The 14752-nt window shown below is 58.7% G+C and carries 12 protein-coding genes and 1 pseudogene; 4 read left to right on the top strand and 9 right to left on the bottom strand.

Annotated elements, in window-relative coordinates:
• The first annotated feature begins 42 nt into the window (after positions 1–42).
• The gene (gene paaX, locus R0140_RS14965; RefSeq protein WP_162493262.1) at positions 43–969 is read left to right on the top strand and encodes a phenylacetic acid degradation operon negative regulatory protein PaaX; all 927 of its coding nucleotides are present in this window, start codon (positions 43–45) and stop codon (positions 967–969) included.
• Between the two features lie 9 nt (positions 970–978).
• Positions 979–1575 carry a phenylacetic acid degradation protein PaaY gene (gene paaY, locus R0140_RS14960; RefSeq protein WP_008805114.1) on the top strand — a complete coding sequence of 199 codons (597 nt, stop codon included), beginning with the start codon at positions 979–981 and terminating at the stop codon, positions 1573–1575.
• 32 nt (positions 1576–1607) lie between these two features.
• Here the strand turns inward: paaY and nadS are convergent, their stop codons facing one another.
• The 3 genes from nadS to azoR form a co-directional block, all read right to left on the bottom strand.
• Positions 1608–1892, bottom strand: coding sequence for a NadS family protein (gene nadS, locus R0140_RS14955; RefSeq protein ID WP_032735447.1), 285 nt, complete (start codon positions 1890–1892; stop codon positions 1608–1610).
• A 1-nt stretch (position 1893) separates the two neighbouring features.
• Positions 1894–2226: a type II toxin-antitoxin system RelE/ParE family toxin gene (locus R0140_RS14950; RefSeq protein ID WP_032735448.1), complete on the bottom strand. Its 333-nt coding sequence runs from the start codon at positions 2224–2226 to the stop codon at positions 1894–1896.
• 242 nt (positions 2227–2468) lie between these two features.
• Positions 2469–3074 carry an FMN-dependent NADH-azoreductase gene (azoR, locus tag R0140_RS14945; RefSeq protein ID WP_002902889.1) on the bottom strand — a complete coding sequence of 202 codons (606 nt, stop codon included), beginning with the start codon at positions 3072–3074 and terminating at the stop codon, positions 2469–2471.
• A gap of 260 nt (positions 3075–3334) precedes the next feature.
• Between azoR and hrpA the strand changes: the two genes are divergently transcribed.
• Together hrpA and R0140_RS14935 are read left to right on the top strand one after the other, a co-directional pair.
• The gene (hrpA, locus tag R0140_RS14940) at positions 3335–7180 is read left to right on the top strand and encodes an ATP-dependent RNA helicase HrpA (protein WP_229532895.1); all 3846 of its coding nucleotides are present in this window, start codon (positions 3335–3337) and stop codon (positions 7178–7180) included.
• A gap of 242 nt (positions 7181–7422) precedes the next feature.
• Entirely contained in the window at positions 7423–8223 is an 801-nt protein-coding gene (locus R0140_RS14935; protein ID WP_225373004.1) for a hypothetical protein, read from the top strand.
• A gap of 100 nt (positions 8224–8323) precedes the next feature.
• On the opposite strand, the gene R0140_RS14930 is transcribed toward R0140_RS14935, so the two are convergent.
• The 6 genes and pseudogenes from R0140_RS14930 to R0140_RS14905 form a co-directional block, all read right to left on the bottom strand.
• Entirely contained in the window at positions 8324–8983 is a 660-nt protein-coding gene (locus R0140_RS14930; protein WP_022065095.1) for an O-methyltransferase, read from the bottom strand.
• A gap of 103 nt (positions 8984–9086) precedes the next feature.
• Positions 9087–10457, bottom strand: coding sequence for an efflux transporter outer membrane subunit (locus tag R0140_RS14925; RefSeq protein WP_048965144.1), 1371 nt, complete (start codon positions 10455–10457; stop codon positions 9087–9089).
• Complete coding sequence (locus R0140_RS14920) at positions 10454–11539, bottom strand: HlyD family secretion protein (RefSeq protein WP_008805107.1); 1086 nt, start codon at positions 11537–11539, stop codon at positions 10454–10456. Before R0140_RS14920 ends, R0140_RS14925 begins: the two co-directional genes overlap by 4 nt.
• Positions 11540–11567: 28 nt before the next feature.
• Positions 11568–13220, bottom strand: a pseudogene (locus R0140_RS14915) (MFS transporter).
• Positions 13220–13651 carry a MarR family winged helix-turn-helix transcriptional regulator gene (locus tag R0140_RS14910; protein WP_008805105.1) on the bottom strand — a complete coding sequence of 144 codons (432 nt, stop codon included), beginning with the start codon at positions 13649–13651 and terminating at the stop codon, positions 13220–13222. The pseudogene R0140_RS14915 and the gene R0140_RS14910 overlap by 1 nt, the downstream one beginning before the upstream one ends.
• 137 nt (positions 13652–13788) lie before the next feature.
• On the bottom strand, positions 13789–14703 hold the full coding sequence (locus R0140_RS14905; protein ID WP_008805104.1) for a LysR family transcriptional regulator: 915 nt from the start codon (positions 14701–14703) through the stop codon (positions 13789–13791).
• Between the last annotated feature and the right edge of the window lie 49 nt (positions 14704–14752).

The following is a 14752-nucleotide window of genomic DNA, read 5'->3' as shown; positions in this document are numbered from 1 at the left end:
CTATGATTCATAAAGGAAAAATATAACAACAGAATGAATCAGATGAGTAAACTCGACGCCTTTATTCAACAAGCGGTGACGGCGATGCCGATCAGCGGTACGTCATTGATTGCCTCGCTGTATGGCGACGCTTTATTGCAGCGCGGTGGGGAAGTGTGGCTGGGCAGCGTTGCGGCGCTGCTGGAAGGATTAGGCTTCGGCGAGCGCTTTGTCCGCACCGCGCTATTTCGTCTCAATAAAGAAGAGTGGCTCGATGTCGTCCGTATCGGCCGGCGCAGCTTCTATCGCCTGAGCGATAAAGGGCTGCGCCTGACCCGGCGCGCGGAACATAAAATTTATCGCGCCAGTGCCCCGGAATGGGACGGTACCTGGCTGCTGCTGCTTTCGGAAGGCCTGGAGAAAAATGTGCTCGCCGACGTCAAAAAGCAGCTGCTGTGGCAGGGCTTTGGCGCGCTGGCGCCCAGCCTGCTGGCCTCGCCGTCGCAAAAACTGGCCGATGTCCAGTCGCTGCTCCACGAAGCGGGCGTCGCCGAAAACGTCATCTGTTTTGAAGCCCATTCGCCGCTGGCGCTCTCCCGTGCGGCGCTGCGCAGCCGCGTGGAGGAGTGCTGGCATCTCACTGAACAAAACGAGATGTATGAATCTTTCATCTCGCTATTCCGACCGTTACTGCCGCTGCTGCGCGACTGCGACCCGGCCGAGCTGACGCCTGAGCGCTGTTTCCAGATCCAGCTGCTGCTGATCCATTTTTATCGCCGGGTGGTGCTCAAAGATCCGCTGCTGCCGGAGGAGCTGCTGCCGGCGCACTGGGCGGGGCAAACCGCCCGCCAGCTGTGTATCAATATTTATCAACGCGTGAATCCCGGCGCGCTGGCGTTCGTCAGCGAGAAAGGGGAAAGCTCGGTGGGCGAGCTTCCGGCGCCGGGCCCGCTCTATTATCAGCGCTTTGGCGGTTTGCCGGGCGCATAAGGAGGTTGCATGCCGATTTATCAGATTGATGGACTGACGCCAGTGGTGCCGGAGGAGAGCTACGTCCACCCAACCGCCGTGCTGATTGGCGACGTGATCCTCGGCAAAGGGGTCTATGTTGGGCCCAACGCCAGTCTGCGCGGCGATTTTGGCCGCATCGTGGTCAAAGACGGCGCCAATATTCAGGACAACTGCGTCATGCATGGATTCCCCGGCCAGGATACGGTGGTGGAAGAGGATGGCCACATCGGTCACGGCGCTATTCTGCACGGCTGCGTGATTGGCCGCAACGCGCTGGTGGGCATGAGCGCGGTGATTATCGACGGGGCGGTCATTGGCGAAAACAGCATTGTCGGCGCTTCGGCCTTTGTCAAAGCCAACGCCGAGATGCCCGCCAACCATCTGATTATCGGCAGCCCGGCAAAAGCGATTCGCACCCTGAGCGAACAGGAGCTGGCGTGGAAAAAACAGGGTACCCGTGAATACCAGGTGCTGGTGGAGCGCTGTAAGCAGACGCTGCATCAGGTGGAGCCATTACGGGAAGTGGAAGCAGGGCGTAAGCGACTGGAGTTTGATGAAAACCTGCGGCCAAAAACGCAGCGCTAACTTTCCAGGGCAACCCGGAGGGGCTCAGTGGATTAGTGCTCAGCCAGTTCACGAAAGAACGCCGGGTTGGCCTGGATAACCGCCAGTACTTTTGCTGCCAGGCCTGTCGGGTTGCGCCGCCTGGACTCCCAGCTTTTGATAGTATCCACGCTGGTACCCAGCGCTTTTGCCATCTCCGCCTGCGAAACATTAAGCTGCGTGCGGATGGCTTTCACATCAGCAACTTCATAGCGCGTCGCTCGGGCTGGGGCCTTGTTGCCGTCTTTGATCTCAACAGCCTCTTCCAGGGACGCTTTAAGCTCGTCGAAGTAATCCATTTCAAACCTCATTTTTTAGTCGCCGGGTCAGTTTCCTAAGTTCGTTTTTTTCCGCTGCGCTCAGGCTCGCTTTGGTGTGCTTCGGGTAGGCTAAGACGAGATAGATAATCTCGCGGGTTGCCAGAAAATAAATCACCCGCACGCCGCCGCTTTTTCCCTGTGAGCCTGTCGCCATTCTTATTTTCCGTAACCCGCCGGTATCCTGGATAAGATCGCCGAAATCCGGATTGCCTATGAGTTGCCTCTGCAGTGCCCTCAGATCTTCATCGCTGGCCAGCTGTTTTATCTGGCGGGTAAATAGCGACGTTTCGATAAATTCAATGGCATGACACACGAAAACGCTCCTTGCTAAGGTACCATGTACACCATCGAGTGTACATAGTACGCACTCCTGTTTTTGACCATGACAACGGTTGCCGTCAGCGACCGGGAGTGAGCCAGATTCGCGCGGCGACAGCCATGGTACAGGCTGGTGGCTTAAGGCGTTGGAATGATGTGTGAATTTACGAGGCGGCTCGTAAAAGGGGGATGGGCGAGGGGAAAAAACACTCCCGCCGGGCGGCGGGAGTGGAAATCTTAGGCTGCAACCACGCTGTCGATGGCCGCTTTGGCATCGGACTGCGCTTTGGCCGCCACTTCCGGGCCGTAAGCGATACCTTCGGCGAACACGAAGTTCACGTCGGTGATGCCGATGAAGCCGAGGAAGGTGGACAGGTACGGGGTGACCAGGTCGGTCGGGGTATCTTTATGGATACCGCCGCGGCTGGTCACGACGACCGCACGTTTACCGGTCACCAGACCTTCCGGCCCTTTCTCGGTGTAGCGGAAGGTGACGCCGGCGCGAGCCACCAGGTCAAAATAGTTTTTCAGCTGCGTCGGGATGTTGAAGTTGTACATCGGCGCAGCGATAACAATCACATCATTGCCTTTCAGTTCGGCGATCAGCTCGTCGGAAAGGGCCAGCGCTTCCTGCTGACGCGGAGTCAGCGGCGCGTCGCTCGGACGCAGGGCACCAACCAGTTCACCATCCAGAACCGGGATCGGATTAGCGGCCAGGTCACGCACGGTGATCTCGTCGCCCGGGTGTTTTTCCTGCCATTGTTCAACAAAATAGTCGGAAAGCTGACCAGATTGTGAGTACCCTGCCAGAATACTGGATTTCAGAACTAATACTTTGCTCATGGGTGTTTCCTTTTTTAATGTGATTGACGGGTCAATGCCCTGGTGCTTGTTGACACTGTATTCACAATCGCGCCACAGAGATAGCGCAATATATCGAATCCTATGTTCAGATTTTTTGAACAAGGCACGGATGACACAGATGTGGTACTCTAAGGCAATACTTCAAAAGAGATTTTCCCGGCAGAGCTCTGCCCGATAACGCTATGACAGAACAACAAAAAATCACCTTCCCCCAGCTTTATCAACAGCTCGACGGCCTGATGCTGCGCGATAAAACGCGCTTCGCCCGCCGTCTGCACGGTGTGAAGAAGGTTAAAAATCCTGAATCGCAACAGGCCATCCTCCAGGAGATGGCGCAGGAGATAAGCCAGGCAGCCGGTAAAGTCCTGCTGCGCGAAGCGGCGCGTCCGGCCATCACCTATCCTGAAAACCTGCCGGTTAGCCAGAAAAAACAAGAGATTCTCGAGGCGGTGCGCGACCACCAGGTGGTGATCGTCGCCGGGGAGACCGGTTCGGGTAAAACCACCCAGCTGCCAAAAATCTGCATGGAGCTGGGCCGCGGGCTGAAAGGGCTGATCGGCCATACCCAGCCGCGTCGTCTGGCCGCGCGAACCGTCGCCAACCGTATCGCCGAGGAGCTGCAAACGGAGCCGGGCGGTTGCATCGGCTATAAAGTCCGCTTTAGCGATCACGTCAGCGACAACACCATGGTCAAGCTGATGACCGACGGTATTCTGCTGGCGGAGATCCAGCAGGATCGCCTGCTGATGCAGTACGACACCATCATTATCGATGAAGCGCACGAGCGCAGTCTGAACATTGATTTTCTGCTCGGCTATCTGAAAGAGCTCCTGCCGCGCCGCCCGGACCTGAAAATCATCATTACCTCGGCGACCATCGACCCGGAACGTTTCTCAAAGCATTTCAATCATGCGCCCATTATCGAAGTCTCCGGGCGGACTTACCCGGTGGAAGTCCGCTACCGGCCGATAGTGGAAGAGGCGGACGACACCGAGCGCGATCAATTACAGGCGATTTTTGATGCGGTTGACGAACTGGGGCGCGAAGGGCCCGGCGATATTCTGATCTTTATGAGCGGTGAGCGGGAAATTCGCGATACCGCTGATGCGCTGAATAAGCTGGATCTGCGCCATACTGAAGTGCTGCCGCTGTATGCCCGCCTGTCCAACAGCGAGCAGAACCGCGTCTTCCAGCCGCACAGCGGACGACGCATCGTGCTGGCGACCAACGTGGCGGAAACTTCGCTGACCGTGCCGGGCATTAAATACGTTATCGATCCCGGTACTGCGCGTATCAGCCGTTACAGCTACCGCACCAAGGTGCAGCGCCTGCCGATCGAGCCGGTTTCCCAGGCGTCCGCCAACCAGCGTAAGGGCCGCTGCGGCCGCGTTTCGGAAGGGATCTGTATTCGTCTTTATTCGGAAGACGATTTCCTGTCGCGCCCGGAGTTTACTGACCCGGAAATTCTGCGTACCAACCTGGCGTCGGTCATCCTGCAGATGACCGCCCTGGGCTTAGGCGATATCGCCGCCTTCCCGTTTGTCGAAGCGCCGGATAAGCGCAATATCCAGGACGGCGTGCGCCTGCTGGAAGAGCTGGGCGCCATCACCACCGATGAGCAGGCCACCGCCTATAAGCTGACGCCGATGGGCCGCCAGCTCAGCCAACTGCCGGTGGATCCCCGTCTGGCGCGCATGGTGCTGGAGGCGCAGAAGCACGGCTGCGTGCGGGAAGCGATGATCATCACCTCCGCGCTGTCGATTCAGGACCCGCGCGAGCGGCCGATGGACAAACAGCAGGCCTCCGATGAGAAGCACCGCCGCTTCCACGATAAAGAGTCCGATTTCCTCGCCTTCGTCAATCTGTGGAACTACCTTGGCGAGCAGCAGAAGGCGCTGTCGTCGAATCAGTTCCGCCGCCAGTGCCGGGTCGATTTTCTTAACTATCTGCGCGTGCGCGAGTGGCAGGACATCTACACCCAGTTGCGCCAGGTGGTGAAAGAGCTCGGCCTGCCGATCAACAGCGAGCCGGCGGAATATCGCGAGATCCATACTGCGCTGCTGACCGGTCTGCTGTCGCACATCGGCATGAAGGATGCCGATAAGCAGGAGTTTACCGGCGCGCGCAACGCCCGCTTCTCCATCTTCCCGGGTTCCGGTTTGTTTAAAAAGCCGCCGAAGTGGACGATGGTGGCGGAGCTGGTGGAAACCAGCCGGCTGTGGGGGCGCATCGCCGCCCGCATTGAGCCGGAGTGGGTTGAGCCGGTCGCGCAGCACCTGATCAAGCGCTCATACAGCGAACCGCACTGGGAGCGGGCGCAGGGCGCGGTGATGGCGACGGAGAAGGTCACCGTCTACGGCCTGCCGATCGTTGGCGCACGCAAGGTCAACTACAGCCAGATCGACCCGGCGCTGTGCCGCGAACTGTTTATCCGCCACGCGCTGGTGGAGGGCGACTGGCAGACGCGGCATGCCTTCTTCCGGGAAAACCTGAAGCTGCGGGCGGAAATCGAAGAGCTGGAGCATAAATCGCGCCGTCGCGACATCCTGGTGGATGACGAAACCCTGTTCGAGTTCTACGACCAGCGCATTAGCCACGACGTCATCTCCGCCCGTCATTTTGATGCCTGGTGGAAGCAGGCCAGCCGCGAAACGCCAGACTTGCTCAATTTTGAAAAGAGCATGCTGATTAAAGAAGGGGCGGAGCAGGTCAGCAAGCTGGACTACCCGAACTTCTGGCATCAGGGCAACCTCAAGCTGCGGCTTAGCTACCAGTTTGAACCGGGCGCCGATGCCGATGGCGTGACGGTGCATATTCCGCTGCCGCTGCTGAACCAGGTGGAGGAGGCCGGATTTGAGTGGCAGATCCCCGGCCTGCGTCGCGAGCTGATTATCGCGCTGATAAAATCGCTGCCGAAGCCGGTGCGGCGCAATTTCGTCCCGGCCCCTAACTATGCGGAAGCGTTTCTCGACCGGGCGACGCCGCTTGAGCTGCCGCTGCTTGATTCGCTGGAGCGTGAGCTGCGTAAGATGACCGGCGTGACCATCGACCGCGAGGCCTGGCAGTGGGATCAGGTGCCCGATCACCTGAAAATCACCTTCCGGGTGGTGGATGACAAAAACAAGAAGCTTCAGGAAGGGCGCTCGCTGCAGGCGTTGAAAGACGCGCTGAAGGGCAAAGTTCAGGAGACGCTGTCGGCGGTGGCCGATGACGGCATCGAGCAGAGCGGGCTGCATATCTGGAGCTTTGGTACGCTGGCGGAAAGTTACGAACAGAAACGCGGCAACTATAAGGTGAAAGCCTGGCCGGCGCTGGTGGACGAGCGCGACAGCGTGGCTATCAAGCTGTTTGATAATCCACAGGAACAGCAGCAGGCCATGTGGCGTGGTCTGCGCCGCCTGCTGCTGCTCAACATCCCGTCGCCAATTAAGTATCTGCACGAAAAACTGCCGAACAAAGCCAAGCTTGGGCTCTATTTTAACCCGTACGGTAAAGTGCTGGATCTGATTGACGATTGCATCTCCTGCGGCGTTGATAAGCTTATCGACGAGGCGGGTGGTCCGGTGTGGACGGAAGAGGGCTTCAGTCAATTGCACGATAAAGTGCGAGCCGAGCTCAACGACACGGTGGTGGAGATCGCTAAACAGGTCGAGCAGATCCTCACCGCGGTGTTCAATATCAACAAACGGCTGAAAGGCCGCGTGGATATGACCATGGCGCTGGGGCTGTCGGATATCAAAGCGCAGATGGCGGGTCTGGTGTATCGCGGTTTTGTCACCGGCAACGGTTTCCGCCGTCTTGGCGATACGCTGCGTTATCTGCAGGCGATTGAAAAGCGTCTCGAGAAGATGGCTATCGATCCGCACCGCGATCGCGCGCAGATGCTGAAAATTGAGAGCGTGCAGCAGGCGTGGCAGCAGTGGCTGAATAAGCTGCCGCCGAACCGCCGTGAGGACGACGATGTCCGGGAGATCCGCTGGATGATCGAGGAACTGCGGGTGAGCTTCTTCGCCCAGCAATTGGGCACCCCGTATCCTATCTCGGACAAACGCGTCCTGCAGGCGATGGAGCAGATCACGCCGTAATCCCTTCCTTCCCCCCGCCCGGTGGCGCTGTGCTTGCCGGGCGGGGGCATATCCTGAGGCTGATACTCATCAGTACGCCGCACCCGATAATCTTCCCGCCCCGGATGTGGCCCATACCGGTTCTCCCGGACGTAAAATTAACGGATTCTGAAAATCAACCCGGTGGCTTGGGGAACCTGCTTTATTGGCGTATGTTTAGCCTCGCTTTGCCGGATAAACAGGACACGGAGTCTATTTTTACGATGATGGCTATGTACAGACTATTTATGCTGGTGTCGGCCATTCTTGTTATTACGGCGTGTAAGCCTTTCGTTGACGCTTTTTCCTGTGATGAAACACAGCGGGCGATCAACGATGCCAATTTTTTTATTTTGACCTATCTTCCGCCGCTCAATGGTGAGGTGCAGAGCGTAAAAATTGACGGTAGCCAAAATAACGACGCAGGCACGCTGCGTTTTGACCGGTGCCGCCGGCTGGAAAGTTACGAGCGAGCAAAAACTTTTAATACCGCGAATGACTCCACGATAGTCAGAGATAATGTTCACTGGCGAAATGATAAAGGATGGATGCGGGAATATATCCGACAGACCCGGAGCGCGACGGGAAATATCAGAAAAATGGTCATGCGTGAGCAGTTCTACACCGATAATCTCGGGCGCATTGTACGTTCAGATAATCTACTCGTGTCGCAGCAACCGCCCAAAGCCATGAGCACAACCACCTATCACTATGACGACCGCCACCGGCTGGCGCGTAAAACGGTCAATGGCGGCATGATGGCCATGCTTGTTGTCAATTATCGCTACGCGGAAGGGCATTTAAGCCGCATTGCCGACTCGGATGCGACCACGACGCTGCGTTGGGATGAAAAAGGGCGGTGGTTATCCGAGGAAAGAACCACCACGTATAGTACAAAACACCAGTCGCGCTGTTTAGGCTGGGACCCCGAGGGGAACTGTACCGGGGAATATGGCGAGCATGAAGGATACGGCGGAAAAAGCGACGCGTCTCTGCACTATCAGTATACGTATTATCCCCAATGATCGTCAGCGGACGAATGCCGCTGGTGACGCGTCCCGGCGCGGGTTTTCTCCCTCTCCCTGGGGGAGAGGGCCGGGATGAGGGCATCAGGCCGCCCGGATCTTACCCATTCACCAGCGCCAGCGTAAACCCATCCCATCCCTTGATGCCCACCGTCTGCAGCGCGGTGGCAGTGAGCCGCGGGTTATCCCCGATCATTTCGATAAACCGACGCACGCCCTGCACGCGCGCATCATCGCTTTGTCCGTTAATCACTTCGCCATCGCGCACCACGTTATCGCCCACGATCAGCGTCCCGGGGCGCGAATAGTGCAGCGCCCACTCCAGATAGCGAGGATTATTAGGTTTATCGGCATCAATAAAGATCAGGTCGAACGGCTGCACATTCGCGAAATTTTCCAGCGTGTTCAGCGCCGGTCCTTCAATGAGTTCAATGCGCTCGTTTAGCCCCGCAAGGCGGATATTCTGGCGCGCCACCCCGGCATGGCCAGGATCGGCCTCGAGGGTAATCAGCTTTCCGTCGGCGGGCAGCGCGCGCGCCATCCAGATAGCGCTATAGGCGCCGAGCGTGCCAATTTCCAGGATCCGCCGCGCCTGTGTTATACGCACCAGCAGCGCCAGAAATTGCCCCTGATTGGCCGCAACATCATGTTCAGGTAGCCCGGCGCGTTTGTTGTTTTCCAGTACCTGACTCAGTACGTCATCTTCAGGAATAAGCGAAGAAATCATGAAATTATCGACGGCAGACCACTGTTGTTGCATAGATTGACTCCCTGGTGGTTGTTGCCGGGTAGCGCTGCGCTACACCGGCCTGAATATGGGGTTCTGCGCTCTCCACGGTTGTGGACCGGCGCGCACAGGGGATTCACGCGTTCATCCAGCCGCCTCCCAGCGCCCGGTAAAGATCGATCTGCGCCAGCAGCAGGTTGTTCTTCACCTGCACTACGCTAAGCTGGGTGGAGAACAGCGTTCGCTGGGCATCGAGCACATCCAGATACGAAGAGTAGCCGTTACGGTAGCGATTCTGCGCAATGCGCAATGTTTCCTCCGCCACCGCCACCTGCCCCTGCAGTTCGGCCAGCTGTTCGCCGTAGCGGCTAATGGCGTCAAGGCTGTCATTCACCTCTTTGAACGCGCCGCGCACCGTTTTCTCGTAGCTATAGAGCGCCTGGTTGCGCTGGGCCATGGAGACATCCACCTGGGCATTTAACGCCTGGCGGTTAAGCAGCGGCGCCAGAATACTGCCGCCGACGCTCCACAGCCGCAGCGGGTTGTCCAGCAGGTCCGGCAGTGTACGATCCTGCAGGCTGCCGGTGGCGGTGAGGTTGATAGACGGCAGCAGCTGCGCCTGCGACGAGGCCAGGGTGGCATCGGCGGCCACCAGCTGACGCTGAGCCTGTACGATATCCGGGCGGCGGTTGAGTAAGGTGGACGGCAGTTGCGACGGCAGACGCAGCGGAGTGAGCTGGGCGAACTCGCCGCGTTTTACCGCGCCGGGGTTATCACCCAGCAGCACGCTGAGCGCATTTTCCTGCTGCGCAATCTGGTGCTGTAGCGGCGGGATCTGCGCCCGCGTTGAGCGCAGCTCCGAATCTGCCTGCATCAGCTCAAGGCGTGAAGTATACCCGGTTTCAAACTGACGTTTGGCCAGGCGCCACGCGTCTTCCCGTGATTTCAGCGTCTGCTGGGTAACCCGCAGCTGCTCATCCAGCGACAACAGGGTCACGTAGCCGACGGCCACCGAGCTGGCGACGCTTAGATTGGCCGCGGCTGCAGCGGCTTTTTGCGCCTCGAGGCTGGCTCCGGCGGCGCTGGCCGCGCTGCGGTTGGCGCCCCAGATATCAACATCATAGCTGGCGGTCAGGCCGCCTTTGTACAGCGTGCTATGGATCGGCAGGCCGGTGGCGGCGGACTGCGCGCGGGCGCGGGTACCGCTCAGGCTGGCGTCCAGCGAGGGGAAAAGGCTGCTGTCGGCGGCATAGGCCCGCGCCTGATACTCATTCACCCGCTCCCGGGCGATCAGCACATCGCTGTTATAGCGCAGCGCCCGGTCGACATACTGATTGAGCGTGCTGTCATGAAAATTGCGCCACCAGACGCCTTCCACCGGGCTGGCCGGGCCAACGTCGGCCCGCCAGGCGGCAGGGATGGTCAGGGTCGGCTGCGCGCGCTGCACGTCGGCGGATTGACAGCCGACCAGCGCGAAGATGACGGCAAGGGTGACCGGGCGGATCATGGCTGTTTCTCCGCGCGGGTATCAATGGTCACCTGCACCGACATACCGGGACGCAGGTGTTCGCTGTACTTCTGCCCGTCGTTGACCGTAATGCGCACTGGGATCCGCTGGGCGATCTTGACGAAGTTGCCGGTGGCGTTGTCCGGTGAGATGGCGCTGAATTCCACCCCGGTCGCCGGGGAGATGCTCTGCACCTTGCCATGGAAACGCTCACCGTTAAGCGCGTCGACGGTGAAGGTGACCGGCTGGCCGATACGCACCTCGGCAAGCTGGGTCTCTTTCAGGTTGGCGATCACCCAGTGCTGGGGCGGGACCAGCGAGGTCAGATGGGTTCCGGCGCTGACGTAGGCGCCAAGACGTACCGAGATCTGCCCCAGCTGGCCGCCGGTGGGGGCGATGATCTGCGTATTCTGCAGGTCGATCTGCGCCAGCTCGAGGGCGGCTTTGGCGCTGGCCACGTCGGCTTCCAGCGAATCGCGATTGACGATGGTCGATTCACGGTCCTGGCGCGACATCTCCAGCGCCGCTTTCGCCTGTTCAATATCCGCAGCCCCTTGCGCCGCGCTGGCGCGCGCCGAATCACGCTCGCGGATCGACAGCGAACCATCGGCAGTCAGCTCCTGTACCCGTTTTAAATCGGCCTGGATTTTCAGATTCTGCGCGCGGGCGTTTTGCAGCGCGGCTTCATTTTTGGCGATCGTCGCCTCGGCGCTTTTGCGCTGCTGCAGATTGTTGCGCAGCGCGGCCTCCTTCATCGCCAGGGTAGCCTGGGCCTGATGCACCCGCTGCTTATAGATGCGATCGTCTATCTGGAACAGCACCTCGCCCGGCTGGACAATTGCGAAATCTTTGACGTTGACGGCGGTGATGTAGCCGTTGACCTGCGGGCTGATAAAGGTGGTCTGCCCGCGCACATAGGCGTTATCGGTAAACTGGCTATGCCGGGTGAACGGCGGCAGTTGCCAGGCGTAGAGGATCACTAATACGCCGACGAGGCCTATCGCTGCGGCGGTAAAAATGGAGACCACGCGAATGTTGTTCCGGGTGTTGGCCTGTTGTTTGGCCGCATCCTGCTGACTCATAACGACTCCAGAGATGAAATGATGATAATTATTTGCTGCCGGTGGCGCGTTTTAAGGCGATACGGGCGGTCAGTCGTAAGCGAATTAAGCGCCAGAAAACCCACACTAATGTGCCGGCGGAGATGGCCGCCGTCAGCAGGTAGGTGTCATTCCAGGCGAGAATATTGGCCTGCAGCGTCGCGGCGTTTTGCAGCAGGGTGGTGGCCTGAACGTTAAGCAGGGTGCTGTCGCCGATCTGGCTCTGATACATCTGGCTATACTGCTGCAGCCGCTCGACGATCAGCGGGTTCAGGGTGGTGATCTGGTCCGCCAGCTGGCTGGAGTGAAATTTTTCCCGCCAGGTCTGGAAGGTGCCGAGGATCGCCGACCCCAGCAGGCCGCCGATGTTCTGGCTCATGCCGAATAGCACCGAGAAGCTGACCAGGTTACGCGGATCGGCAAACACGCCGCCAATGCCGGCGAGCATCGCCGGGGCCAGAAAGAAGGCGCTGCCGAAGCCGAGTAAAAACTGGCTGAACATTAATTGTTCCGGACGGGTGAGGGCGTTGGACTGGCTGTCGAGCAGCGAGGCTACCATGATCAGCGCCAGGGCGGTGGCGGTCGGCCAGTAGAGCTTCTGCGGGTTGAGCGTCAGACAACTGGCGATGATCCCGCACAGAATGCCGGCGAAAATTGACCATGCGAGGTTAGTCATCTGTTCGTTTTGCAGACCAACGTACTGCAACCAGCCGATGACCCCGGTGTTTTGCTCCGCCAGCACGATGCGGATCAGCAGCATAATCAGGCCGAGGCGTACGATGCTGCCGCTGGAGAGCCACTTGGTATTGAGCAGGGGATTGCTGCGGTTATGCTCAAAGGCGATAGCGGCGACGATCAGCACCACCGCTGCCGCCAGCGACCAGCCGATCCACGGCGCTTCAAACCACCACTCGAGCCGCCCCAGCGACAGCACGGCGCACACCAGCGCCATGCCGGGCGCCAGCAGAAAGAAGGTGATAAAATCCTTCTTCTCGAACACCTTTTTACGATCGCTCGGCGGCAGTTTCAGCGCGATGACGCAGGCCAGCGACACCAGCGCCAGCCCCAGTTCAAAGAAGTAAAGGCCGCGCCATTCATCGATCTGCAGCAGTTCGGTGGAAAAGAGACGCGCCAGCGGAATGGCCAGCGACGAGCCGGTGATGCCGATGGTTAGCCCTTTCAGGCGGTGGCGTGCGGGCCAGGCCTGCACCTGGTAGTAGATCCCCAGCGAGCTGAGCGCTGCGGCCACCATGCCGTGGGCGGCGCGGACCATCATCGCCGAGCTGAGATCGTTGACGAACAGGTGGAAAAAGGTGACCAGCACATAGAGCACCAGAAAGCCTTCGGTAAAGGCGCGCAGCCCAAACTGCTGGCGAAATTTCACCAGCAGCAGGTTGATGGAGACGTTGGTCATGACGTACACCGCCGGCAGCCAGGCGATCTCGGTCGACCAGGCGGCGAAGGTGCCCTGCAGCAGCTGCAGGTTGGCGGTGACCACCGCGTTGCCCAGCGCGCCGGTGAGGCACACCAGCAGGCCGACCACGCCATAGGCGAGACGTTTCTGCGGACTGTGCAGCGGCGTCGAGGGCGAGCCAAGCAGGGCTGGTTTTTCATGCGGCGCCCAGTCATGCGGGGCATAGGGGTTATCCTGGCGACGGGGCATTATTTCTTCTCCACTTCGCGCAGCAGTTTTTCCAGCACCCGCTGAGTTTGCTCCCGCTCCTGCGGGGTAATCGCCGTCAGGATCTCTTCGCGCAGATCGTCCGCCACCGTTTTGACCTGCTCATACAGCGCCATTCCCTGCTCGGTGGCGACCAGTAGCCGCTTACGTTTATCGCTGGCGGTGGTGACACGCTCCACCAGGCCGAGGGCGACCAGCCGGTTGATCAGCGGCACAATGGTCGGACTCTCTACCCCCAGCTCCTGCGCCAGTTCGCTTTGCGACAGCGGCTGTGGCTGGCGGGCAATGGCCGCGACCGCCACCCAACTGGCCTGGCTCAGGCCAAGGTCCTTTAGCCGACGGTTGACCGCCAGCCGCCAGTGATGGGCGGTGAGGTATAAAAGATGGGAGAAGTTAAGCTGTCGATTGTCCATAGGTCGTCTGTCAGTATCGTTAGAGCTCTAACGAGTTTATGTCGGGCGACCGCCATAATTCAAGGCGAAGGAAAAAAATTGGTTAACGGTATGTGCGTTTATTGTGGCTAATAGCGATGGGTTAACCCGCGAACCCTCTACTCACTGAGGATGCTCTTATTCTGCGCCATCACCCAGGTGATAAAGGCCCGCAGCGGCACCGGAATATGTTTCCGGCTCGGGTAGTAGACGCAGAAATGGTCGGCAGGATAGTGGTAGTCGGGTAACAAACGGACCAGGCTGCCCGCGCTCAGCTGCTGCGTCACCAGCGACTGATAGACAAAGGCGATGCCTAATCCGCTCTCCGCCGCCTGGATCATCGCCGTATCGGAATCAACGACCAGATCGCCTCTGACCGAAACTTCGCTGGGCTCCCCGCTGGGGCTAATAAACTCCCAACGGTACTTTTCACCGCTGGGAAAACAGCGGTTGATGCAGCGGAAATTGACCAGCGACTGCGGGGTGTCGGGCTCGCCGGCCTCGCGGATATAGGCCGGGCTGGCCACCGGGATCAGCGACAGTTTCTCGCCAAAGGGGATGGCAATCATATCTTTGGGCACATCCTGCGAATAGCGAATACCGGCGTCAAAACCGGACTCAATAATATTGACTTTCCGATCGGTGGTATACAGTTCGAGCGTTACATCGGGATAGGCGGTTTTAAAGGCAATAAAATAGTGTTGAAAAAACAGGTCAAGAACAATACGCGGTAAATTGACTTTCACCACGCCTTCCGGCGTCAGGCGATGATAATTCAGGCTGTCAACCACCCGGCGATAATCATTGACCACCGGCGTCATATTATTAAGAAATTCCTCACCCACGGCAGTTAATGACAAACTGCGCGTCGAGCGATTCAGCAGGCGTACGCCTAACTTTTCTTCCAGATGATTAATAGCGCTGGTGAGAGCCGGTGGTGAAAGATTTAATGCCCTGGCGGCCTGGCGAAAACTGCCATGTTTCACTATGAGTATTAATATTTCAATTTGTTGCAAATCCGGCAAGGTTTTCATTGTTAATTTCCAGCTAACACCGCGTTCGGAATAGATTAATTGTTATCAA

The organism is Klebsiella sp. w6, assembly GCF_033100215.1.
In the GTDB taxonomy this organism is placed as follows: Bacteria; Pseudomonadota; Gammaproteobacteria; order Enterobacterales; family Enterobacteriaceae; genus Klebsiella; species Klebsiella variicola.
Note: the sequence above shows the minus strand (reverse complement) of the source record. Positions and strands in the feature narration are given on the sequence as shown.

Bases quoted from the DNA above. Each gene is read 5' to 3' on its own strand.
- paaX (WP_162493262.1), top strand. From the start codon at position 43: ATGAGTAAACTCGACGCCTTTATTCAACAAGCGGTGACGGCGATGCCG.
- paaY (WP_008805114.1), top strand. From the start codon at position 979: ATGCCGATTTATCAGATTGATGGACTGACGCCAGTGGTGCCGGAGGAG.
- nadS (WP_032735447.1), bottom strand. From the start codon at position 1,892: ATGGATTACTTCGACGAGCTTAAAGCGTCCCTGGAAGAGGCTGTTGAG.
- azoR (WP_002902889.1), bottom strand. From the start codon at position 3,074: ATGAGCAAAGTATTAGTTCTGAAATCCAGTATTCTGGCAGGGTACTCA.
- hrpA (WP_229532895.1), top strand. From the start codon at position 3,335: ATGCTGCGCGATAAAACGCGCTTCGCCCGCCGTCTGCACGGTGTGAAG.
- R0140_RS14935 (WP_225373004.1), top strand. From the start codon at position 7,423: ATGATGGCTATGTACAGACTATTTATGCTGGTGTCGGCCATTCTTGTT.
- R0140_RS14930 (WP_022065095.1), bottom strand. From the start codon at position 8,983: ATGCAACAACAGTGGTCTGCCGTCGATAATTTCATGATTTCTTCGCTT.
- R0140_RS14925 (WP_048965144.1), bottom strand. From the start codon at position 10,457: ATGATCCGCCCGGTCACCCTTGCCGTCATCTTCGCGCTGGTCGGCTGT.
- R0140_RS14920 (WP_008805107.1), bottom strand. From the start codon at position 11,539: ATGAGTCAGCAGGATGCGGCCAAACAACAGGCCAACACCCGGAACAAC.
- R0140_RS14910 (WP_008805105.1), bottom strand. From the start codon at position 13,651: ATGGACAATCGACAGCTTAACTTCTCCCATCTTTTATACCTCACCGCC.
- R0140_RS14905 (WP_008805104.1), bottom strand. From the start codon at position 14,703: ATGAAAACCTTGCCGGATTTGCAACAAATTGAAATATTAATACTCATA.